The 22,990-nt window shown below is 59.9% G+C and carries 17 protein-coding genes and 4 pseudogenes; 13 read left to right on the plus strand and 8 right to left on the minus strand.

Translation table 11 applies throughout. From position 1 onward, the window contains the following. Positions 1–13: 13 nt before the first annotated feature. Positions 14–811: an IclR family transcriptional regulator gene (locus ABIB80_RS24655; protein ID WP_354128628.1), complete on the minus strand. Its 798-nt coding sequence runs from the start codon at positions 809–811 to the stop codon at positions 14–16. 123 nt (positions 812–934) lie between these two features. On the opposite strand from ABIB80_RS24655, the gene ABIB80_RS24660 reads away from it, so the two are divergent. The 5 genes from ABIB80_RS24660 to ABIB80_RS24680 are packed head-to-tail and all read left to right on the plus strand — an operon-like array spanning position 935 to position 6,439. Next, positions 935–2,560 carry an ABC transporter substrate-binding protein gene (locus tag ABIB80_RS24660; RefSeq protein WP_354128629.1) on the plus strand — a complete coding sequence of 542 codons (1,626 nt, stop codon included), beginning with the start codon at positions 935–937 and terminating at the stop codon, positions 2,558–2,560. A gap of 37 nt (positions 2,561–2,597) precedes the next feature. After that, entirely contained in the window at positions 2,598–3,614 is a 1,017-nt protein-coding gene (locus ABIB80_RS24665; RefSeq protein ID WP_354128630.1) for an ABC transporter permease, read from the plus strand. Next, positions 3,614–4,501 (plus strand): ABC transporter permease, encoded by an 888-nt coding sequence (locus tag ABIB80_RS24670; protein WP_354128631.1) that lies wholly within the window; start codon positions 3,614–3,616, stop codon positions 4,499–4,501. Before ABIB80_RS24665 ends, ABIB80_RS24670 begins: the two co-directional genes overlap by 1 nt. Then, complete coding sequence (locus ABIB80_RS24675) at positions 4,498–5,475, plus strand: ABC transporter ATP-binding protein (protein ID WP_354128632.1); 978 nt, start codon at positions 4,498–4,500, stop codon at positions 5,473–5,475. Before ABIB80_RS24670 ends, ABIB80_RS24675 begins: the two co-directional genes overlap by 4 nt. Continuing rightward, positions 5,462–6,439, plus strand: a complete 978-nt coding sequence (locus ABIB80_RS24680) for an ABC transporter ATP-binding protein (RefSeq protein ID WP_502918750.1) — start codon at positions 5,462–5,464, stop codon at positions 6,437–6,439. Before ABIB80_RS24675 ends, ABIB80_RS24680 begins: the two co-directional genes overlap by 14 nt. A 644-nt stretch (positions 6,440–7,083) precedes the next feature. On the opposite strand, the gene ald is transcribed toward ABIB80_RS24680, so the two are convergent. The 4 genes and pseudogenes from ald to ABIB80_RS24700 all read right to left on the minus strand — a co-directional run. Further along, positions 7,084–8,196 carry an alanine dehydrogenase gene (gene ald, locus ABIB80_RS24685; RefSeq protein WP_354128633.1) on the minus strand — a complete coding sequence of 371 codons (1,113 nt, stop codon included), beginning with the start codon at positions 8,194–8,196 and terminating at the stop codon, positions 7,084–7,086. Positions 8,197–8,452: 256 nt separating this feature from the next. Next, a pseudogene (locus ABIB80_RS24690) lies at positions 8,453–8,938 on the minus strand (type IV secretion system protein); the annotation flags it as partial. Positions 8,939–8,966: 28 nt separating this feature from the next. Then, a pseudogene (trbJ, locus tag ABIB80_RS24695) lies at positions 8,967–9,704 on the minus strand (P-type conjugative transfer protein TrbJ). After that, positions 9,701–10,233 (minus strand): annotated as a pseudogene (locus ABIB80_RS24700) (conjugal transfer protein TrbE); the annotation flags it as partial. The pseudogenes trbJ and ABIB80_RS24700, both read right to left, overlap by 4 nt. Positions 10,234–11,883: 1,650 nt before the next feature. Between ABIB80_RS24700 and ABIB80_RS24705 the strand changes: the two are divergent. Next, entirely contained in the window at positions 11,884–12,558 is a 675-nt protein-coding gene (locus tag ABIB80_RS24705; RefSeq protein ID WP_354128634.1) for an alpha/beta hydrolase family protein, read from the plus strand. A 10-nt stretch (positions 12,559–12,568) separates the two neighbouring features. Beyond that, entirely contained in the window at positions 12,569–12,901 is a 333-nt protein-coding gene (locus ABIB80_RS24710; RefSeq protein ID WP_354128635.1) for a hypothetical protein, read from the plus strand. Here the strand turns inward: ABIB80_RS24710 and ABIB80_RS39425 are convergent. Both ABIB80_RS39425 and ABIB80_RS24715 read right to left on the minus strand, forming a co-directional pair. Next, a complete protein-coding gene (locus ABIB80_RS39425; RefSeq protein ID WP_502918751.1) occupies positions 12,839–13,165 on the minus strand; it encodes a hypothetical protein in 327 nt (108 codons plus the stop codon). The two genes, ABIB80_RS24710 and ABIB80_RS39425, sit on opposite strands and share 63 nt — an antisense overlap. Positions 13,166–13,289: 124 nt before the next feature. Next, on the minus strand, positions 13,290–13,847 hold the full coding sequence (locus ABIB80_RS24715; protein ID WP_354128636.1) for a hypothetical protein: 558 nt from the start codon (positions 13,845–13,847) through the stop codon (positions 13,290–13,292). Between the two features lie 945 nt (positions 13,848–14,792). On the opposite strand from ABIB80_RS24715, the gene ABIB80_RS24720 reads away from it, so the two are divergent. From ABIB80_RS24720 to ABIB80_RS24740, 5 genes and pseudogenes are all read left to right on the plus strand, one after another. Continuing rightward, complete coding sequence (locus ABIB80_RS24720) at positions 14,793–18,296, plus strand: Ulp1 family isopeptidase (RefSeq protein WP_354128637.1); 3,504 nt, start codon at positions 14,793–14,795, stop codon at positions 18,294–18,296. Between the two features lie 259 nt (positions 18,297–18,555). Then, positions 18,556–18,978 (plus strand): transposase, encoded by a 423-nt coding sequence (locus tag ABIB80_RS24725; protein WP_354128638.1) that lies wholly within the window; start codon positions 18,556–18,558, stop codon positions 18,976–18,978. Next, positions 18,975–19,742, plus strand: a complete 768-nt coding sequence (gene tnpB, locus ABIB80_RS39430) for an IS66 family insertion sequence element accessory protein TnpB (RefSeq protein WP_502918752.1) — start codon at positions 18,975–18,977, stop codon at positions 19,740–19,742. Before ABIB80_RS24725 ends, tnpB begins: the two co-directional genes overlap by 4 nt. A gap of 50 nt (positions 19,743–19,792) precedes the next feature. After that, positions 19,793–20,179 (plus strand): IS66 family transposase zinc-finger binding domain-containing protein, encoded by a 387-nt coding sequence (locus ABIB80_RS39435; RefSeq protein WP_502917082.1) that lies wholly within the window; start codon positions 19,793–19,795, stop codon positions 20,177–20,179. Between the two features lie 496 nt (positions 20,180–20,675). Further along, a pseudogene (locus ABIB80_RS24740) lies at positions 20,676–20,849 on the plus strand (DNA-binding protein); the annotation flags it as partial. 276 nt (positions 20,850–21,125) lie between these two features. Here ABIB80_RS24740 and ABIB80_RS24745 read toward each other — a convergent pair. Beyond that, positions 21,126–21,509: a hypothetical protein gene (locus ABIB80_RS24745; RefSeq protein ID WP_354128657.1), complete on the minus strand. Its 384-nt coding sequence runs from the start codon at positions 21,507–21,509 to the stop codon at positions 21,126–21,128. 146 nt (positions 21,510–21,655) lie between these two features. Here ABIB80_RS24745 and ABIB80_RS24750 point away from each other — a divergent pair, with 146 nt between their 5' ends. Then, a complete protein-coding gene (locus tag ABIB80_RS24750; protein WP_354128639.1) occupies positions 21,656–22,660 on the plus strand; it encodes a hypothetical protein in 1,005 nt (334 codons plus the stop codon). The last annotated feature ends 330 nt before the right edge of the window (positions 22,661–22,990 follow it).

Consider the following 22,990-nt stretch of genomic DNA (forward strand, 5'->3'; position numbering starts at 1 on the left):
ATAAAAAAACAAATCACGCAGCAACAGGACCGCCACCACCAAGGGCGCGCTGCGCCCGCTGCAACAGAAACTGATCGCCGAAGCGGTGCGCGATGCGCTGGGCGGCCGTCGTAAGCTGCGTGATTGCGCGACTCCTCTCCTCATCGTTCACATGCGAGGCCGGATAGGAAATACAGAAGCCCACCGTCTCGCCGATTTCAGGATCGGAGACGCTCACGGATATCGAACCGACCCCGGGGATCGCCTCATCGAGGGCCTCGGCCCAGCCGAACCGGCGCGGCTGGTCCAGCGCCGCCACCAGCTCGTCGACATTTTGAGGGGCGCGCGGCGAAGGCGGAGTGAGGCCTCCAGCATGAAGGGAGCGCACCACGCTATCCGGAAGGCGCGAAAGCAGACAGCGCCCAATCGCCGTCGCAAATGCCGGGGCACGCTGCCCGAGCGGCGTGAATACGCGCAAGGCGTGAGACCCCTGATGCATCCGGATGACCAGAACATCCGCACCATCAAGGATCGAGACATAACCGGTATGCCCGGTCACTCGGGTGATTTCTCTTATGGCCTCATCGACCGCGTCAATCAGCGAGGAGCTCAGCTTGTAGAGGCGCGAAATCTCGAAAAGCAGATTTCCGACTTTGTAGCGCGGCGGATTCTCCGAGCGCGACAACAGCCCCTCCAGCAGCATCGTCTTGAGCAATCGAGATGCTGAACTTTTAGGCATATTCAACAGTTGCGAGACATCCGTCACCGAGACTTCAAGCCTGCCAGGGCCAAAAAGCCTGAGGATCTGCGCTGCATTCTCGATAGAGCCCACTTTTTAATCACCGTGTTTCGTATATTGAAACTCAGTTGACAATAACAGGACGATGACAATAATGCAAGCCATCGCGCACCGGATCACCGGCAAATCTTTCGCGCAAAGCAGGAGGGGAATGAGATGACAAGCGACACGCGCCGTCGGGATTTCTTGAAATTTGCGGCGACCAGCGTCGCGGCCCTCACATGCACCGGCACAGCTCGTTTGGCTGCCGCGCAGGAAAAGCGAACGCTGACAGTTGCCTGGGATGCTGACATCGACACACTCGATCCGGCCTCCTTCAAGACGTCGGCCGGCTACACCGTACAGGCCAACGTTTACGACAGCCCGCTGATGTGGAAGGTGCAGCCGGTCGAGGGAAAACCGGGAGTCTCGCAAGCAAAGCCTGGCGAGATCGAGGGCGGCATCGCCCAGTCCTGGTCCTTCGAAAATGGTGGCTCCACGGTCGTGCTGAACATCCGCAAAGGCGTAAAATTACCGAGCGGCCGCGATGTCAACGCCACGACCGTGAAGTATCTCCTCGACCGCGGGCTGCAGTCGCCGGGTTATATGCGCCTCCTGTTTCCGCGGCTTCTGGGGGTGACGAAGCCCGAGCAGTTCAAGGGGCGCGACGAGTTTACAATCGAGATCAACATGCCCGCGCCAAGCCCGATGGCGCTGGACATGATGGCGCTTATGAACAACGCGATGCTTGACCCGGATGAGGTCAAGGCGAACGCGACGGCGGACGATCCCTGGGCTGCCAACTGGTTGAAGCGAAACACCGCCGGCCTCGGGCCGTATCAGCTGGTGAAGAACCAGCCGGGGGTCGAGGTCGTCCTGGAAGCGCAGGCCGAGCACTGGCGTGGCCGGCCGTACTTCGATCGGGTGGTCTTCAAATATGTACCGAACGAAGCCGACCGCGTGCTGCTGCTCAAGCGCAAGGCCATCGATATGGTGGTCGGTAGATCAACTCTGTCTCCGCGCAATGTGAAGGCTCTCGAGGCGGAGCCGGGTTTGAAGACCGTTTCCGTGCCGGACACGCTGTGTCACTGGGTTTGTATGAACACGCAGAAGGCGCCGCTTGACAATGTCAAGGTACGCCAGGCGATCAATTACGCGATCCCGGTTCAGGCCATCATCCCGAGCGTGCTGTACGGTTTTGGCACCGAGATGAAGAGTCCTGTGCCGAGTTTGACGCCGGGTTACGACAGCACGATCAGTCCCTACAGGTACGACATCGCAAAGGCCAAGGAGTTGATGCGCGAGGCCGGTTTCGGCAAGGAGCCGATTCCGATCGACCTTGCGGTGCGCGCTGGATGGCAGCCGCATGAGCAGGCCTCGGTCTGGCTTCAGACCGAGCTGGAGAAGATCGGCTTCAAGGTGAGCATCGTCAAGGAAACCGAGGCCACATTCCGGCAGATCGCAACCAAAGGCGATCACCAGCTTTCGATCGAGTCGTGGCAGTCCTGGATCAACGATCCCTTCTATCATTTGTTCTTCAACTTCCACAGCACAGCAAAAGGCACCAACAGCTCATTCTATTCCAATCCGGAAGTTGACAAGCTGATTGATGAGAACATGCACGAAACCGACACCAGCAAGCGTCTGGCGGCGGCAAAACGCCTGCAGGAGATCGTCATCGGCGATGCCGTCTGGGGACATCTCTGGTACGAGAACTGGACCCGCGTCATGCGATCCGACCTCGTTGGCATTGAGAAGCGCTGGGATAGTTATGAGCGCTTTTTCAGCATGAAGCTCGCCTGAACACGTCAATCTTCGTCTCGATCGGGAGATCGCTTCAATGGGTTTTTTCAATTATGTGATGCGACGGTTTGCGCTGGCTCTGCCGACCTTGTTCGGCGTCAGCGTGATCTGCTTCACCCTCACCTACCTGCTCCCGGGCAATCCGGCCATGGTGAAGGCGGGCCCCTTTGCCACACCAGAGCATCTGGCGGTGATGGAGCACCAAATGGGCCTGGATCGTGCGTTTCCAGAGCAGTATTACCGCTACGTCTCCGGCATCTTCAAAGGCGATCTTGGTGAGAGTGCCTCCACGGGACGGCCGGTGTCTCAGGACTTCCTGCAGCGCCTGCCCGCCACTCTCGAGCTCAATCTGGCGAGCCTTCTCATCGCGATCGTGATCGGACTGCCTCTCGGGGTCTTATCTGCGGTGCATCGTGACACATTCATCGACCATATCGGACGAGTGGTCGGCATCATGGGTGTCGCGATGCCGAGCTTCCTGACGGGGCTCCTGTTCGTTTACGTCTTCTTTTACATGCTCAACTTGGCCCCCTCTCCGCTTGGACGGCTGGGATCCGGCATCGAACCACCCGCACAGATAACTGGGCTTTATGTGATCGACTCCCTGATCACCGGCAACTGGACCACCCTATGCTCAAGCCTGCATCAGCTCATGCTCCCTGCAGCTACCCTCGGGCTCAGTGCGATCGCGCCGGTCGCCCGCATGGTGAGATCCACCATGCTTGAGATCCTCGAGTCCGATTACATCAAGGCAGCCTGGGCGGCCGGATTGCCGGCGCGAACGGTGATCTACAGGGATGCCCTGCGAAATGCGCTCATACCCGTCATCACGATTTCCGGAATCGTTTTCGGATTTCTGATAGCTGGAAATGCGGTCGTTGAAAGCGTGTTCTCGTGGCCGGGTATCGGCAATTACGCGGTGACTGCATTGCTCACGAAGGACTCGGCTCCAATCCAGTCTTTCATCCTCTTCGTCGCGGTGACGTGTGTCGCGGTCAATCTGGCGGTCGATATTGCGTACGGCCTCGTAGATCCCCGGATAAGGTTCAGCTGATGTCCTCACCATCGTTTGTGTCTACCTCGATTTCGCAACCAGCGGCTTCGTCTCTGACGTGGCGGCGGCTTCAGCGCAATCCCATCTCGTTTGCGGCCCTGTGTGTCATCATGCTGATCGCAGCGGCCGCGATATTGGCGCCGATCATAGCGCCCTACGCGCCCGATGCCACCGACCCTGCAGCCTCTCTGCAGCCGCCGTCCTGGCATCATGCGCTTGGCACTGACGAGTTCGGCCGCGATCAACTCTCGCGGATCATTTTTGCCGCACGTGTCGACCTGCTGGTGGCCTTTGCGGCAACCTTTGTCGCGGTTTGCATCGGAGGGCTGCTAGGAGCCGTCGTCGGATACAGCCGGGGCTGGGCTGATACGATCGCGATGCGCGTCGTCGACGCGCTGATGGCCTTCCCGGCCTTCGTGCTCGCCATGGGCATCACGGCGGGGCTTGGCAATTCCACGACGAATGTCGCCATTGCCATCTCGATCACGCAAATCCCGGCCTACCTGCGGCTGACGCGTGGGGAGATGCTTCGGCTTCGTGAGATGGAATATGCCGATGCTGCGCGCACTCTTGGTAATCCAACCTGGAGGATTGTGCTCATTCACCTGCTGCCCAACTGTCTTCCGCCGCTGATCGTCCAGGCGACCCTCTCGACGGGCTTTGCACTCCTGACGATGGCCTCCCTGTCTTTCATAGGCCTTGGAATTCAGCCGCCGCAGAGCGAATGGGGCGTGATGACGGCGGAAGGCGCCTCGCAGATCGTCACGGGCGAGTGGTGGCTATTCCTGTTTCCGGGCCTTGCGATCATGATTTCCGTTCTTGCATTCAACCTTATTGGCGATGGATTGCGTGATCTTCTGGACCCACGCATGAGGGGACTGCGATGACCGCACTTCTTGAAATCTCTGATCTGACGGTTCATTTCCAGATCGACCAAGGCGCAATTAAAGCTGTCGATCACATCAACCTGACGATTCGCCGAGGCGAGGTTCTCGGATTGGTTGGCGAGTCGGGCTCGGGCAAGTCGGTCACGTCTTTCGCCGTGCTGCGTCTGATCCGTCCGCCGGGACGTGTGGTCTCAGGAAAGGTCCACTTTGAGGGCGTTGATCTCGGCACGCTTCCTGAGGAAGAGATGCGGCGCATGCGCGGCGCCAAGATCGCGATGATATCGCAAACGCCGCGAACCGCGCTCAATCCGCTACTGACTGTTGGAAAGCAGATTTCACGCTTGCTGATGGTCCACGCAGGCTTGTCGGCACGCGAGGCGGACAAGAGGATGCTGGAAATGCTGCGCCTTGTCCACATCCCGGCGCCGGAAAAGCGAGCCCAGCAATATCCGCATCAGCTTTCGGGAGGAATGTGTCAACGCATCATGATCGCGATGGCGCTTGCCACCTCACCTCAGCTCCTGCTCGCGGACGAGCCAACGACCGGGCTCGACGTTTCGATCGCGGCCAAGATTCTCGATCTGCTGCGCGAATTGAGCGCGAAAACAGGTGCTGCGATCATGCTCGTCACGCACGATCTCGGCGTCGTTGCCGAGATCTGCGACCGCGTTGCCGTTATGCATGCAGGCCAGGTGGTTGAATGCGCTCCCGTACGGGAGCTGTTCCATAATCCCGCCCATCCCTATACCAAGGCGCTCGTCCGGTCGATACCGCGGGTAGATCGGGACGTCGTTCTCGAGCCCATACCCGGGTCGGTCCCTTCGCTGGTCAACCCGCCGAGCGGGTGCCGTTATGCAGGACGCTGTGAGTGGGTGATGGATCGCTGTCGCGCTTCGCGCCCTGCGTTGATCGAGGCCGGTCCCGGCCATGTTGTTGCATGTTATGGATTCGAGGAACGCCGTGGCACTTGTTGAAATTCGTGATCTGCAAATGCACTTTCCGCTCGGCGGGATGGCCAGCACACTCGCGCGCCTGCGCGGTCAGAAGCAGCCCGTGGTGCGGGCGGTCGATTCCGTCTCCTTCGACATCGAGGCCGGCGAAACCGTTGGCCTAGTCGGCGAGTCCGGGTGCGGAAAATCGACCGTTGCGCGTTGCCTGGTCCGGCTGCTTGATCCGACGGCAGGATCCGTCCGCTATGATGGCAAGGAGATAGCGACGCTTGATGCGCATGCCATGAAGCCTTTGCGCCGCGACATCCAGATGGTGTTTCAGGATCCGACTGCCTCGCTCAATCCCAGGCTGTCGGTGAGACGGATGGTCGAGGAGGCGCTCACGCTTCACACCAAGCTTCAGGCAAAGGAGCGGCGAGAGCGCGTTGAGGACCTGATGCAGGAGGTCGGACTAGGCCGCGACCAGTTGGACCGATATCCGCACGAGCTTTCGGGCGGTCAACGCCAGCGGGTCAACATAGCCCGGGCGATTGCAACGAATCCCCGGTTCGTTGTTCTCGATGAGCCAACCTCCGCGCTGGACGTATCGCTACGCTCCCGCGCGATTCTCTTATTGGAGAAGCTGCGCGAGCAACTCGGTCTGTCCTATCTTTTCATTTCACACGATCTGGCCACAGTGAAGTACCTCGCGAGTCGCGTTGCAGTGATGTATCTCGGCAGCATTGTGGAAATGTCGAGCACAAAGGATCTGTTTGCTAACCCGTTGCATCCCTACTCGCGAGCTTTGCTGGCAGCCGTTCCGATTCCGGATCCCGACGCAAAGCGCGAGGATTTCGCTTTGTCGGGGGAGATTCCAAGCCCTATCGATATCGCGCCCGGATGCATGCTGAGAGGGCGTTGTCCATTGGCCAAGCCTGTCTGCGCGCAAAGACGACCGCCCCTGAAGGAGATTGCGCCCGGCCGGTCCGTCGCCTGTCACCTGGTCTGAGAAGGTCTTCTCCTTATCCTAGCGCGGTCCTGAGGAGCTTGAATTCGAGATGGCTACTGTCCGGTTTGTCTTGGCGGTGTTCAAGCCGGGTGTCGGCGCGGAGCGCTTCGAACGCGCAGTGGATTGTGTGATTGCTTAGAAGGTTTGAAGTCCATCGTAAGCTATCGCACGCACAGCATCACCGAATCTGGTCTCTCGGGCGGGACATGGGACGATATCGAGCGCATCGAGGGGCTGATCGCACGGACTACGAAGCTGACCGCCGCCGCCAACAACAACAAATTTCCACGAGAAGTATCTCGACAAGTCCAAGACTGCATCGGTCTGATCGGAAGGTATCGAGCCATGAAGCTGGTAGCGAGCTTGGTCTAGATGTCTCTTGCGCGTCGACTCCTCCCGCGCCGCCCGCCGCACAATGATTGAGGTGAGCTCGTTTCACAGCTCACAGAGCGCTTCGCAGTTCTCCGACTTGTTCGCACCGCGGCTTGGAGCAGCTTAACGAAGAAGCTCAACTGGGCGCGGTCAAGATATCGAACTCTCGCAAGTCGCCAACGAAGCGTGCGGTGCCCTCACCTCAAAAAAAACGGGCCACTCCGAGGAGTGGCCCAAGTCAGGGAGGAAACGTCCCATAGGGACCTCTGGGATCAGGCCGCAGCCTGTTCGATCGGAGAAAATGGCAAGCCAAGGCTCTCGGCTACGGCCTTGGACGTGAGCCGGCCACGATAGACATTAAGGCCTGCCCGCAGATGCGGATTTTCGAGCACCGCCGCAAAACCCTTGTTGGCGAGAGCCAACCCAAAGGGTAGCGTGGCATTGTTCAATGCCTGACTCGAAGTGAGCGGGACGGCTCCGGGCATATTGGCGACACAGTAATGAATGACGCCATCGACCTCGTAAGTGGGATCGGCGTGCGTGGTCGGGCGTGATGTCTCGAAACAGCCACCTTGATCGATGGCGACGTCAACGATCACGGACCCCTTGCGCATCGAGCCTAGCATGCTGCGGCTGACAAGTTTCGGCGCGCTCGCACCGGGGACGAGGACCGCGCCGATGACTACGTCGGCTGCAAAGACCTCCTCTTCGACAGCATCGATCGTCGAAAATCTGGTACGAATGCGACTTTCGAACAGTTCATCTAGTTCGCGAAGACGGGGGATCGAGCGGTCTAGGATTGTGACCTCAGCGCTTAAGCCCGCCGCCATTCGTGCCGCATGAGTCCCAACAACGCCGCCTCCAATCACGACGATGCGAGCCGGCTGCACGCCAGGAACGCCGCCAATCAACAGTCCCCGTCCGCCAGTATAGCGCTTGAGGGCGCTGCCTGCCGCTTCGACCGCAAGCCTTCCCGCCACCTCGCTCATCGGCGCAAGCAGCGGAAGGCCACCAAGCGCATCCGTTACGGTCTCATAGGCGATGGCAGAGCATCCCGATTTCAGGAGCCCTTTCGCTTGTTCCGGGTCTGGTGCCAGATGCAGGTAGGTGAAAAGGATCTGATCCTCGCGCAGCTGTGTCCACTCGGAAGGCTGCGGCTCCTTCACCTTTACGATCATCTCGCTTGCTGCAAATACCTCACGAGCTGAGCTCACAATCGTTGCGCCCACCTTGCGATAATTGTCATCCGTCGCGCCGATGCCGGCACCCGCACTGGTCTCGACCAGTACACTGTGACCGGCAGCTACATATTCGCGGGCGGCGCCAGGGGTCAGACCCACGCGGTATTCGTGCGCCTTGATTTCCTTTGGAACACCGACCTTCATGTGCAATCTCCTGATTTTCAAGCCCCTCATTTAACCCAAGGGGCAGTTTGTTTTTCTGCAAACTCGCGAAGCTGGAACGAAAACTTGCAGAACTTTAAGCACTTTTGACGCTGCTACGCAGGATTTCAACGAAATGGGTGCGAGCGCTCGCATCAGTAGGACTGGCTCCCCAATCAAATTAAGATTGTTCTGCGCTAGTGATATCTGCTGATGTGGTCTTCATCCTCCGGCTTACGCAGCAACGATTGCACGCCGTCCCGGCGACGGGGAGGCCAGTTCCGCACAACGCCCGCGGCGAGCTGCGGCGCCCCTGACATCAGACCGGTTGCGATGCCGGGCCCGAAGAATGCCAAGGCCGAGCATGGCGAGAGCTGCGAGCACGACCGTGAGCACCTGCTCGATCGTCGGCTGGCCGCCCCCATAAGCGGTGGTGAACTGAGAGAACAGCCCGGTGCCAATGCCGACGATGACAGCGAGCACCATCACCTTCACGTCGGAGGCGACGACGTTGCCCAGCACCTTCTCCGCGAGGAAGACGGTCTTGCTGAAGAGGGCGGAGGGAATGAGGATGAAGCCAGCGTGGTCAGCTTGAATTCGATCAGCGTGACGAACAGCTGCACCGCCGGAATGAAGAAGGCGATCAGCACCAGGAGCCAGACACCATCAAGACGGCTATCTGGACGAAGTTCGCAAAGAAGCTGGTGAAGCCCATCATCTGGCTTGCTGCGTCAAGGAGTGGCTGCACATCCGAGCGCTCCATGATCTGTGCCTCAGTTGCCGCTGAACATGGTGACGTTGCCGGGCTGGTAGCCGCTGCGCGTCGCGAAGAGCTTGCACTATTGCAGGCCCTGCGACTCGGTCGCCGTCACGCGCGCCTGCTCCAGCGCGTCCGCTCGTCCCTTCGCGGCGAGAAAAGCAACGACATCGGACAACTGCTGGGATTGCAGGACGAGGAGCTGGTTACCGGCCTGAGCGGCCTGCCGCGCCGCTGGCGGACTGCCTGGCGGTGACCAGCGACGTCATCGCGCCGGAGTTGGTCTGGATATTGCCGACGACGCCGGCCTGCACCTTCAGCGAATCCTCGAAAGCGGCCACCGAGTTCTGCCAACGGGTTTGAGCAGCAGTGAACAGCGTGGCATTGGAGCCCGTGACTGGCGCCGTGCGGTAGCTGCTGGAATAGACAGTTTGAATACCCTGAACGTTGAGAGCGCGCGCCTGACTCAGAAGCGGTTGGGTCCGAGCGATCGTCGATTGAAGCTGCGCGAGTGTCGACATCGGCAGGTTCGCCGGATTCTTCGACTGGTTCACTAGGCTTTGGGCCTGGTTGTTCAGCATTTGGATTTGATTGTTGATCTGCTGCAGCTCGCGCGCCGCCGTCAGCACGTTCTGGCTGAAGTTCGTCGGGTCGTAGACGATCCACTGCGCGCCGTCAAAAACGGCGAGATCGACAAGGTGAGCGACAGGGCGCTCGCGGCCATTAAGCCACGGCGCGTCTTGCGGACGATCATGATTGCACCTCCAGGTTTGTCAGTTCAGGGATGAGATCGGCAGCCCAAAGGAGCGCGTGATCGGCGAGCCAGGCCGGCGTAAAATTCTCGCGGCCGTGCTCGGCGAGCAGCCGGCGGCATGGTCGCCCTTTGCGGATGCTGCGCAGAATGCAAGCGCGATCGGCCCGAGACCCAGTTCGAACAGCCGGTTGCCGCGTCGCGATTGGCAGTAGTAGTAGTCCGCTGCGGCGTCGCGCGCGCGATAACCTCGATTTAGCGATCATTCAGACCGAACCGCCGATAGATCGCGGTGATCTGCGGTTCGATCGCGCGCTCGTTCCGCACGAAGACGCGCGTCGGACAGCTCTCGACGATCGCCGGCACGATGTTGCTGCCGTCGATGTCGGAGAGCTGTTGCATGGCGAAGACGACAGACGCATTCTTCTCCCGAAGCGTCTTCAGCCATTTCCCGAAGCTGCTGGCCGAAGGCCGGATCGTCGAGGACGAGCCAACGCTCGTCGATGATGAGGAGCGTCGGCCGGTCGTCGAGCCACACACAGCCTCGGCGCGCGGCTCGCTCTCGGGGCGGTGTCCCGCCTCAATCGCAAGGCGCGCTCGGTCTGCCTCACCGCGGCGGCGTCAACCGCGAGTGCCTGACCACCCAATGCGCTGTGGCGGCGAAGAATAGCGAGCACATCTCGCTTCTCGCCTCTCACAAGGTGCTCAAGCTCGCGTTTCCAATTGGCGATCCCCTCTCCAATCTGCTCCACGACGTTCACACGCCTTCCAGATCGCGCTGGGAGCCGAAGGGCCTCCGCCGCCCGCGCGGCCGCAGGTTGTTCTGCCCTGGCAGATCGCCGTTAGCGAGCCGCTAGGCGATTACGGACACCTTCAATATCTGCCGCGTCTTAGCCCGGAAATATGGCCCCGCGTTGCCGACTTTATAAAGCGCGCTTTCCTTGAGCAGGGGCAGATCTGGCCGACCGGTTAGCCAATCGCCTCGCTTCCCACGCGGCCGCCAGCGTAGTTCGAGACGGTGGCCGAAGCAGCGGCTGAAGTTAGACGGTCCGTTGAAGCCGCAGACAAAGACGATGTCACTTCTACGGCTCCCGCGTTCCGCGAGGAGATCGATGACCGTGCGAGGCGCGGCTCGCAGAGGGGGCGGTAAAGCTCGCGCGGGGTAGGTACGGAGGATACGCGCAGAGATCCTTTCCTAGACAGACCAAACTGTCGCGATTGAGCCGCTTCTCGCGCTCGGAACCGATTTCGATTGGCCCTCACTTAGATGGTAGGGCCGTGCTCTTGCAGTTATTGTCATTTGCATTCTGATATGACCGCAGCTTTACCTTGCTTGGACAGTCTCAGTATCGGGCGCTAAAACGGCGGCCCAAGCACATCATGACAGCGCGGTTAGCGCGGCGTCTAAGGTGAGTGTGCAGCCTCAAATAACTGTCACAAACATGCCATCGTCACCATGAAAACGATAATCGCTCCTTTTCTGCTTCTCGCTTCAATGATGCTGACGGCTCGCGCCGACGCGCAGGTCGCTAGCTCGGCTAAAGGCAGGTCACGAGAGTGTCGATGAACAACGTGAAGATCATAAACGATCATAGCCTACAATCCCTATTGGCGTCCCCAGTGCCTCTTCGATCCCAAGAACTAAGACGCGTTTAATTGGATAGAAGCGGCAGTGGTTTGATGCACAACAATCCCACTCGCGGCCCGTCCTCACGCTCGTTCATCGTTGAGCACACTTAGGCGGTGATCGAGCGTGATCTTCGCCTCGTACTTCTGGCCGATCGAGGGAATGATCACGACTGGCATCGTTGCCCTCCGAAGGCGAAGGCCACACAGCGCGCGTCCCGCTCGGCCGGATCGAACTTCCCGACCGGGGCCGGACCGCCGGCGTCAGGGTTTCGGCGGGATTAGCGAAATCGGGCGGCGGAACGAGAATGCTCCCGTCGTGGAGCGTCAGGAGCACGCCTGCCGGAAGCACGCGTAACGCGCCGAACCGAGCGCGTATACTTGAGGGGTGCACAGCGCTGATCTCGCGCCGCGATCTATGGGTCGCAGGCGTAGCCCGGCGTGGAGCGAGCGAAAATCTGGGATTTCGCTCCGCGGCACCCCGCTTGATGAGTAGCCCTCGACAATCGCGGCCGACTCGCTACGCTGTTCGAAGCGGCGCGGAGACTCATCCGGAATGGCGCGAGTGATTTCCTGGCGACGATACGTGGATGGAGTCGAGCACGCCGCCGCGGCTGAAGTGGCCGCAACCAAGTTTTCGGCCGCCCCTTCGGTCGGCTTCGATCTACTCGAGGCCGATGGGCGACCTGACGATCTTTCCGCCTTGTTGCGCCACGCGGGCGCGGCCATCGAAAGCCCAGAGCGCTATTTCGCGCCCGACACGCCGGTCGAATTCACGCAAGACCGCGACAGCATCACGTTCAAAAGCCCTATCGCGAGCGGAGCTGCCAATGATGTCGCGCGAGCTCGGCTGTACGAAGCACGCCACCGCGAGCGCGCCGTCATCCTGTTGCATCACTGGAACGCCGAGGCCGAGGCGTACCACGCGTTCGCTCGCCTGCTCGCGGCATCCGGCATCGCTTGTCTGCGGCTGAGTCTTCCCTACCATCATGAGCGCAAAACTCCCGGCGTCGGCTTTGCCCGTGAGCTGGTCTGCGAGAATCTCGGGCTCACGATCCGAAGCAACCGGCAAGCAATCCTCGACGCGCGCACCTGCCTCGCCTGGCTCGAGCGGCTAGGATTCCGCCGGCTCGGCATCATTGGGGTGAGCGTCGGATCCTCGATCGGCTCAATCGTCGCAGCGCTGGACTCCCGCGTGTCCGCCGCTGTCCTAATTCTGATGGCTGATTGATTTCGCCGAGGTGGTCTGGACCGGCTCGGCCACCGCCCACGTGAGGTCGAGCCTCGAACGACGCTTTGCATTTGAGGAGGTACAGGCCGCGTGGGCGGTCATCAACCCGGCGACCTACGCACAACGGCTCAGCCGACGGCTCAATCACGCATTGATCATATCGGGCCGGCGCGACGCGGTGTTTATTCCGCAATCGACCCGCCGCTACGTGGACAGGCTGTCGACGCACGGGCTGACCCCCGCGTGGATCCGCTTCGGCTGCGGACACTATACGCTGCGGCTATTCCCATATTCGGTGCTGACCGTCATGAATACCATCAGCTTTCTGCGGCGACAGCTCTAACCCGCGCGTGAGGTAGCTTCCGTCCGCCGGCTCGATCTCCCGAAATCCGTTCAGAAGATCGAACCATGCGATCTGCGCATAACCAGCTGACTTTAAAACGTCCGGCAAGACCCTGGATAGGGGCGCTGCGGTCACCTCGCCCGGAACGATCTCGTGCGTCTGAAGGTCGCGGGTATTGCCCGAGAGCACGAATTGGCTACGCAAAGGCAGAAAGCGTAGCAAATCGCGGAGCCATCTGGCTCTTTCCACCGAACTATCGTGCACCGAAAAGGCCCCCTTCGTACCCGCATCACACGACTATAAGCTATCTCACTCGCCAATTTCGAGAGTATTTCCCAAGAGTTCATAGGGAAATGGGATAAGGCGACGGCAAGAACTGGAAGGGCGATCAATCGAGATCAGAAGGCGCATGCAGAACATCGGGGCACCATTCATCCCAGTGATCTGCGCGACCGAACGTTTCAACGTCGTATGGGATGCAATCGCAATCCTCTCGAGACCGCCTTGCGTCGGCAGGGACGAACAGGCGCCGCCCATTGTGCTGCGATGGGCGATGTTCAATGACGAATTGTGCCCAGCGGTGCGCGTGCGCATCAAGTTCGAGGCGAGCCAACTCACACTGCTGCGTCCCAAAACCGCAGACCTCGAGCTGGCGCCTTGGAGAGGCATCCATGCCAATATCAACTCTGACTTTCCGCGCTGATTCAGTTCCACGATTAGTGCGATCCTTGACCCGAGCGGAGACCAGCAATTCGAACCCGGCCGCGTGCAGCGCGCCGACCAGCGCCGTCTGGGCCAACGCCTCGGCGTGGTAGAGTTTGCTTTCCGGACCGTCCATCGGCCGCCGGTTCGAGCGCGGGCGGTGCCACCTTTTCGTCGACAAGGAAACCGTAATTCCTCGCCGAAAGACCTGCGGCGAGAGCAATCTCCCGTGAGGTGAAAACATCGTCACCTCCTCAGCTGAGCAGCCCGCTTTCGATAGGCAAAATAATGGGTCACGTAACCCGCGCTGTGCGCGAGATCCTCGGCTGCTACTTTCGAAAGGCGCTGCGCAACATCTCGGACGGGGAGCAAGAAAATGTTGCTTTGACCCACGCTCTGCGTCTGGTCAGGATGGTGCATCACCGCTGGATAGGCTCTTCGGATTCGCATCTCCTTCCCGGAGAGCAGGACGTGCGGCAGCCGAAGGTCCGCCACTCGATATTCCCCGGGCATTTTTGCCTCACCACAATCCACCAGAATTGCAACCCGCGGTGATCCGGGTTTTCCTATGAATCCAGGAAAAACGCCCTTCGTCAGCTACTCGTCAGCCAGCCTGTCTATCCAGACAGGCTGCGCACTCTCGACTTGATTGGAGGTGGAATATGACGGGCATTGGCCGACCTGGCAAATCGCACGTTGGGCCCGCAGGAGCCAACAGCACATCGGGATCGAGCAGTTCGAGCCCGGAGCCCGGTCCCGCCCCCGGGGAAGGCAGGCAATCTTTCGACTCCGTCGTTGAGCGGATGCGCTCCGGGCCTCGAGATAGAACGGCGCCGCTCTCACGCCTCGTTCTGTAGGTCCTTGATGAGCGACGCAGTTGGCGGCCGTCCGTTGCACTCGGTTCCGGAGTCGGAGCACGTGTCGGCGCAGATGGCTCGGCTGGGGATGTAGTGGTGACGCCATCAAGCAGACCGTTATCACCGAGAGGAACTTTTCGATGAGCTCGAAACTGGCGCGGGCTCCCTCGAACAGATCGACAACGGGGTCCGTTGAAATTCGAGCGGGAGCGTCGTGACCCCGACTTCCTTTCGCTTGGCAGCTGAACCGTCAAATGCCGGCGATGTGTCGGCTCAATTCCAGGCGCATACGATCAGCGCTCCCGGCCCTTCATCATCGAAAGTGAGTACAGATGAACTTCGTCTCAATGAATCGGGGGCGTCAACAAACGGATAGCGTGGACGCGCAAGATGCCTCTCCGGCCGACTCGTCGGCAGAGGCGGCGGCCTTTCAGCAGCAGCTGAGCGAGGTCGCTGTCCCGTCCTCTCCCGTGCTCATGCAGGCCCGCGCCCATCAAGCGGATGCATCGCGATCTGAGGCGCGGCCCATCATGCGGGCGAGCGGGCAACCATATACGCCGGCTCCGCACGGTGAAGGTGGTGGAACGATGCTGAATGCGTCGGCGCTGCCGCTCGGCCATGCAAATTTGGTTTTCGCAGGTAGCAGCATGGATCCTGTTTATTCCGAAGATGCGTCTCTTATTGAGGGGCTCGGGCCGGCACTCCTCAAGGCTGGGGCCTCCGATCGCACCGTCAGGCGCAATGTACGTTGTCTTCTCGGATTGGGACATTGGCTCGTAAAGAACGGAAAGCCGGGCATTGCTGCCCGGCTTTCCGAAGAGTCGCTGGACAAGGATGCCCAGGAGTTCGGCAAGCAGGAGGGGCAGGCCATCGCTACGCCACTGGATCATCTTCGAGCCTCCCAATCGCCGGGCGGCATCGCGCCGATTGCAAGCCGGGTTGAGCTGAATCCCCATCCCCAAGATGCGGATCTCATCAAGAGGTACAAGGAAGATGCAGCGTCAGGCACCGCCAACACCGTCAGGGGCTATGCAACTCTTCTTATCGATTTCAGTGATTACCTCCGTGAAAGCGATAAGCCCGGCATTGCTGCTCGACTTGGCGACGGCTCGCTGGATGATGATGTCAGCCAGTATAAGGAGGCGGACCCCCGTGGCCGCAGAAAAGCCGGGGCCGCACTGGCTCATCTCCTGAGGTCGCCGGCGGGTGCTAGAGCGATCGAACTCCGGCGTCATATTCGCCCCGTTCCTGATCTCGAAGACGCGGTTCGCGCCGAGCCGAGGCGGACTGCGACTGCGCAGCACAGCGGGTCGAACGGAGCTATCAGCTGGCCGGAGACTCTGCCTGCGAACCAGCAGGATCTGCTTTTGGAGACGATGGACGGACCCAGCTGCTCGCCGCCTCTCGAGACAATCGCGCACCATCAACAAGCAGCGGATGCCGGAGGGTCTTTTCGTGACTTGAACTTGCCCCGCGACGACCATGGGGTTCCACCGCCGCATGGCTTGGCATTGCATCCTGCAGAGTCCCTGAACTGGCGCCACCATGACGACGAACTGACGGATAAACGTCACAGGAACCCGCTCGGGCCAGGCGAGCAGGTCGTCAACGATGAGCATGATATAGGGGAGTTGAGATCAGCGAAGAGGCAGAAGACGCTAAGCAATCCGCAGGGCGTCGCCGTTGAGCGGCAGCTGATGGAGACGCCATCCCATCAACTGGCGGCGTCACCATCGCAGATGCAGGCTCTGATGCCGTCGCCGGACGAGCTGATCGGCGAGCAGCTCCCGGGCGAAGACGCGGAGCTCTTGGCGAGGTTTCGTTTAAACGCCGAGCGGCGCAAGCTCACCCCAGGCGCCATCAAGAACAGTGTTTCCGGACTTGGGACATTTGTTCGCTGGGTCAACGCAAGTATTAGGGGGCCTGTAGCATCTCGGCTGCGAAAAGGCGCAACGCTGGATGCGGAAATTGCGGCGTACCGGAGCTTGGGCCGTGACCCCAAGCACAGCATTACATCGGCTCTGGATGTTCTCCGGCGGCTCTTGCGTGGGGGTGAAGAAGCCGAAGCTCCCGAACCCCGCGTCCTCGGGGCCCCACGTCGCCTGGTTCCTCATCCAGAAGATGCGCCCCTCATCGAGGGCGCGCTGAGCCAAGCTCTGAAAAATCTTAAAACTGCGAAGGATAAGGGGTCTGCGCAAAAGCGGGCGACACGTCTTCGCGCACTGAGTGCGTGGCTTAAAGGGAATCGCAAAGGGAGCATCATCGGGCGACTTAACGGCTCTAGCCAGGAGCAGTTAACGTTCGACAACGATGTGCTAGCGTTCCAACGGACTGCAGGCAGAATACACGGTCCCGATTTGTCGCATCTTCGCAGCTACTTAAAACTCATCGAGGCGAACCGAGAGCTGGGGCTGGCAGGCCCTGAGCAGCCGAGCTCGCCGGCCGCGCAGGGCGATCGGCATCCCGGCTCGGCGCAGGATCTTCCCTCAACGCCGGCAAGCCCAAGCGCGGGAGCTTGGGTTTGGTTGGGTGAACAGCTGCAAGAACCAGCATCACCATCCAGGCCCCCGTCACATACTAAGGGCAGGCTTGAGCCATCTGTTGATCTGAATGCGCCGACACCGTCCGAATTGCGCGACGATGCTCACTTTGCGCCGGCGCATCCTGCCAGGGCTCGCTCAGAGACCTACGCTGGTCTTGAGCCATTTGTTGATCTGGATGCGCCGACACCGTCCGAATTGCGCGACGACGCTCACTTTGCGCCGGCGTATCCCGCCAGGGCTCGCTCAGACACCTACGCTGGTCTTGAGCCATTTGTTGATCTGGATGCGCCGACACCGTCCGAATTGCGCGACGACGCTCACTTTGCGCCGGCGCATCCTGCCAGGGCTCGCTCAGACACCTACGGCGGTCTTGAGCCGTTTGTTGATCTGAATGCGCCGACACCGTCCGAATTGCGCGACGACGCTCACTTTGCGCCGGCGTATCCCGCCAGGGCTCGCTCAGACACCTACGGCGGTCTTGAGCCGTTTGTTGATCTGAATGCGCCGACACCGTCCGAATTGCGCGACGATGCTCACTTTGCGCCGGCGCCCGCTGCCAGGGCTGGCTCAGACACCTACCGCGGTTTTCCATTGGTTGATCTGACTGCGCCCACGCCGTCCGAATCACGCGACGATGCTAATTCTGTACGGCCGTTTCCGAGCACCTCCGCTAATGCTCAGATCAGGGCTTTAGATCCGACAGTGTCGTCTCACGGCCGCGGGCTGGTGCTCGATGACACGGAATGGCTGGGCGACCAGCATATCGACAGGGATTACCGGCTCCAGGAGCAGGACTTGCAGAGGTACCATCCAAATCTCGCCGCCCGGACGCGGTTCGTGAATCCCCTCATAGTCCTAAATTATCTGCGCTCTGACCACGATGGCGTCGTGCTAACCGGATTCCAGCGCATCATCTATGATGATAATGGTAATGATACAGCCGACTTCCTGTTCCTGCCCGTGATTAATGCCGATCCTGAAAATCCTAATAGCCGCGGCAACCATTGGTCGCTGCTGTTCGTTGATCGCAGCGACCGGGACCGGCCGGTCGCCTATCACTACGATTCCTACGGGGGACTCAACAAAAAGCAAGCAGAACATCTCGCAGGTAGGCTGGACCTCCGCTTGAAGCCTGCCCGCATGGCCCAGCAGCAGAACGGTTATGATTGCGGCGTCTTCGTGGTGGACGGTACGCGTGAGCTGGTTAGGCGATTGGCGCAAGTAGGGCAGACAGTCCACCTGGACCGGTTCGTCGTCAATCGGCAGGCACTGCAAAACCGTCTCAGAGGCTGATGTTGGCTTGTGCGGATAGAGTTGGCTGGAGCGGCTCTCGCCCGACACCGGTCGGACTGTGTGCGGTGACCTGAGCTATGCGGGAAACTGGGGTGCGCCCCGAAGGCGCGTATCAACAGTGGAGGAAGATTCCACCAGAGAGTTGTCGATTGATCTGGTAGCTGACGAGCGGTTTGCAGGTAAGCGCGAAGCCGGTACCCTGGCTTCAAGGTTAGATTAAATGTGCGAAGAAGGCCTCCGGCTTGGACGGAGGTTTTGGATGGGATTGGACGGCAAAAAGGACGTCCATTTGGACGGCTCGTCGGTCGGGGCGGTCAGTCGGCTTGAAGTGCTTGAAGGACCGTCTCGGCCTCGTGTGCGTTCGGAGGCTGAAAGGGCGCGGATCGCCGCCGGGAGTCTGCTGCCCGGCGCTCAGGTGTCGGAGGTGGCGCGCAAGCATGGGGCAACGCGCTGGCAGATTTACGATTGGCGGCGGCGCCTTCGACAGCGCGGCGAATTGGCTCCGCGGGAATATCCGGGAGCGAGCTTCGCGCCGCTGGTGGTGGAGGAGCCGGCAGAGGAGCCTCACGTTCTGGCGGCCAAGCTGGAAATTACGATCGGCGACGTCGTGGTACGGACGGACGCGGCGATAGATGGGGAGCAGCTATCTCGGGTGATCCGCGCGGTGCGGGCGTCACGATGATCGCCCCCGGCGCCGAGCTGAAGATTTATATCGCAACGCGGCCTGTCGACTTCCGCTGTGGCCACGATGGGCTTGCTGCGAAGGTGCAGGAGATGCTTGGTCTCGACCCGTTCAGCGGCGCGGCCTTCGTGTTCCGGTCCAAACGGGCGGAGCGGATCAAGATTCTGGTCTGGGATCGAACGGGCCTGGTGCTGGTGCACAAACGCCTCGAGGGCTGCAAGTTCGTATGGCCAAAGATTGCGGACGGCGTGATGCGGAATCGCCGGCGATGTTCGCGGCGTTGTTCGAAGGCCTGGATTGGAGGTTGGTCCGCCCGGAGGAAGCGCGGCGTCCACAGGCTGCTGGATAATTGCGGCAGAATGACTCGGAGCCGAGTTACGCATGGTGCCGGCGGCGGAGATGCGCTCGACATTGCGCATGAGCACCGCGACGCTGCGCGACGAGAACGAACGCCTGAAGGCGCTTTTGGCGCAAACCCGAGCGGCGTTGAGCGAGCATCAGGCGGCGTTGGCGACGTCGGAAGAAGCACGGCGTCGGTTGGAGGTCATTCTCGGCGAACTACGCCGGGAGAAGTTCGCGCGAAGTCCGAGAAGCTGCGGCCAGATCAATATCATTTGCCGCTCGAAGACGTGGAGATCGCGCAAGGCGTCCTGGACGCGGCGCAGGAGAAGGCGGCGGCGATCATCAGGGGCCGATCGCGCGCCGGATCGGATCAAGACCGTCATCGCAATCGGGGTTGCTTGCCTGCTCATTGCCTCGGGTGAAGCGGATCATCGAGCCTGCGAGCACGCTCTGTCCGTGCGGCTGCGGCGCCATGACGAAGACCGGCGAGGACATCAGCAAACGCCTCGACGTGATCCCGGCGCAATGGCGGGTGTTGGTCACGCGCCGCCCGAAATACGTCTGCCGTCGCTGCTCGGGCGCTGTCGTGCAGGCACACGCGCCGGAGCATGTCCTGCCTGGTGGGCTGCCGACCGAAGCGGCCATTGCGCACGTGATCGTCTCCAAGTTCGGCGACCATAGCCGTTTTACCGTCAGGCTGGGATCTATGCGCGACAAGCCGCGCATTAAACTCCCGCCTGTCGGATGCCTCGGACGTCGCTGCGCAGTCGACGAAGCTGTTGGCCAATGCAGTCTCAAGACAAGCCTCTGTACTCGCCTATATCGACGGATTTCTGGCCGCCGCCACGGTCCTAAATAAAGCTGCCGATCGAAACAAATTCAAGACCCGCGTTTATTCCCCGCGCGGCCGCCCCTCTCCTCAAAAAGACGCACCAAATTATTTGAGACGACACACGCGTCGTTTTCTGGCCCGAATACGGCCTGTCGAGTTGCTTCGAGCGCTACCATTTAGCGAGCCTCGCTTTCCGAGATACCCCGGTCCAATCCATCATTGGGCCAAGTCGGCCCGATGATCGCACTCGGATCATCACGTCGCGCGCATCCGCTTTGTCCGATCTTCAGTTGCGAACAAAAGGTGACGTCGGCGTTCGGCCTGTTTTTCCCTCAACAACGTTTTTGTGGATTGAATTTTCGTGCTCTGTATCCAACGGGGCTCATTCAATTCCGGACCTCCGTCGCGGACAGGACGAGTGAGACCTCTGAACGCAATCGTTCGCCTTTTCGGAAATGTCTGGACAAAAACGGAAGACAGACATGTCCGACCCGATATTCCTGACGCTTAGCGAAGTCGTCGAATCGAACGTTACCGCAGCCAGATCAGCGAAGGCACGCTTCGCAACTGGCGTTCGATGAGGATCGGGCCGTCGTTCATCAAGATCGGCAAGGCCGTTCTCTATCCGCTAAAGGAACTCGATCGCTGGGATGGCAGAAACCTGGTCGTTTGCCGATCTTCACGATCGCTTCGTTTGAAGGACGTGGAGTGCCGCGTGCCGGATCCAGCAGTCGGCGATGAGCGTGATGATCTAGTCGAGATGGATATCGATTCGGAATCCGTGCTACAATGTGATTGCGCGGGCGCGTAACAGTCGCTGCATGACACTTCGGGTCCATCACGATCTGTAACGAGGAACTAACCCCAATTACATACCCCTTCCGAACTTGGAAAATCGCTAGACGCTTGTCGCTAAATAGGATTTTTCCTTCGAGTACGTTGGTGCACAACCACCCCACTATCCCCTCGTCGATCACGCTGGATCACGCTCGATGCTGCCCTCGTTTGCGCGCAAATGTCGGCTACCAACAAGGCGCACCGTGAGAAAACTGGCGTAGACGATCCCAGCCGGATCGCGATGCGCAACATTCGCCGCAACGCTAGCTCCGGCAACGAAGCCTTCGGAGAGAAACGCACATGAGACGCGTTCGGCATCGCGCGCCGAGCGGAACTCACGCCCATCCAGACTGTCGAACAGTCGTTCCGAGGAAGAGAAGCGAAAGCTTCGTTTGTCCCAGCGTCGCTTTGCGCCACTAAGAATAATAGTTAATTCGCGGCGGTCGATGCCGCGCAGCTTTGTCGTTATTGTTGCAAACTCCCAGATCTCTGCCCAACCAACCTGGCGCAGCCCTCTCATAAGTGCAACGCGGACGGCCGCGATCCTGCTTTTTTGCTTCTTTGCAGCCGACCGGGTTAGTTAGGTGCCCCAGCGCTGGCTGAGGTTTTGGAAAAGGGCTATGCTCGGGCCGGTGACCGTACACATAAGCTCGGAGGATCATCAACATGGGTGCTGTGATGGGCGACATCATACATCTGAATCATGTGGTGAACATGCATGCAGATCCTGGGCACGATGGATTTCTCGTTTTTAGGCGCGAAGACACGAGAAAGCGAATCAACATCACGACCGAGAGATACCGCCTCAAGGATCATCACTGGCTCGAGATACTGAATTTGACGAGTCCGGCAGGAGCGAGAAGCCTGCGTAACTTGAAGGCAGAGATCGATGACGATGGCGATATCCGGATTCTGACATTCGAGGCTCAGGACGTCGCGTATTACGGGACCCAAATGTCGTTTGCCGGAGGCACGATTCTTTTCGACAAGCCCGACACGGCCGAACCACCTGCCGATTTGATCGCATATCAGGGATGTATGGAAGATATCAGGAAGCGCCGCAGCTTCATAAGTCGACTTGTGTCCCTCGCGACCAGCGAGGAAGCCACCAGGGCTGCCAACTGCGGAATAGAAGTCTCGTTGTTCGATTTCTCAGGTCGAGAAATAGCTGAATCGATCGCTATTCATTACCGCAAGGTTTTTGAGCTGATGATCTATGCGTGCTGGACCGCCTTTGAACCTCGTATGAGCATCTCTTATGAGACGAAACAGATCAAGGGTATCCAGAACAGTTTGAAGGCCAGGTTTCCCGGAGTTCACGCATTTATGGTTCCGATCTATGCGAATAGCTTCGAGCCAATCTCGCCGGAGAAAAGGCCGGGGTTTGATTTCGACGAGCTGGTTGAGGCGTACAATTTCTGTAGTGAGATCGTACACGAAAATGGACCCTATCGGCCGCGCTTCGATGTTAAATCGGCATGGCAGAAATTTATCGAATGGAATTCCAGGCTCTCAACTATCCTTGCGCTCCACCGAATTCAGATAAGCGATTCCGAATTCGTGTATTGCCGGTGTCGCGCCGAGGGGAACGTGTTTGTCTGGATAGATGGCGGCGAGCCGCAAAGAATGCCCGCGGGCGCGTTTGATGCTGCAACACGCGAATTCCTGTAGCGTGCTGCCGCGGCTTCGCCTGGGCCTATTCGCGCATCAATGTCACATCACGACCGGACGACCCAGTAGAAATCCAGTGGGGGAGCTCTACTCAAGCCCGAAGGCGTGCCCGACGTGCGGCAAGCCAATGACGGCCCACCCCGGCGATGTCGCGGAAGAGCGCCAGGGCTACGTCTGCCGCGACTGCGAAAACAATCCTCTGCCATCGCCGATCGTACGCGGCTGGATCGAGAATTCGCCCAAATCGCCCGAGAACAGAGGGAATCTTGATCCCGCGCTTCAGGGAGCCGACGCCGCAAGGATACGGCCAGCAAACGTATCAAACCGTCC

The sequence above is a fragment of the Bradyrhizobium sp. i1.15.2 genome, from assembly GCF_040548425.1.
GTDB classification, from domain to species: Bacteria; Pseudomonadota; Alphaproteobacteria; order Rhizobiales; family Xanthobacteraceae; genus Bradyrhizobium; species Bradyrhizobium canariense.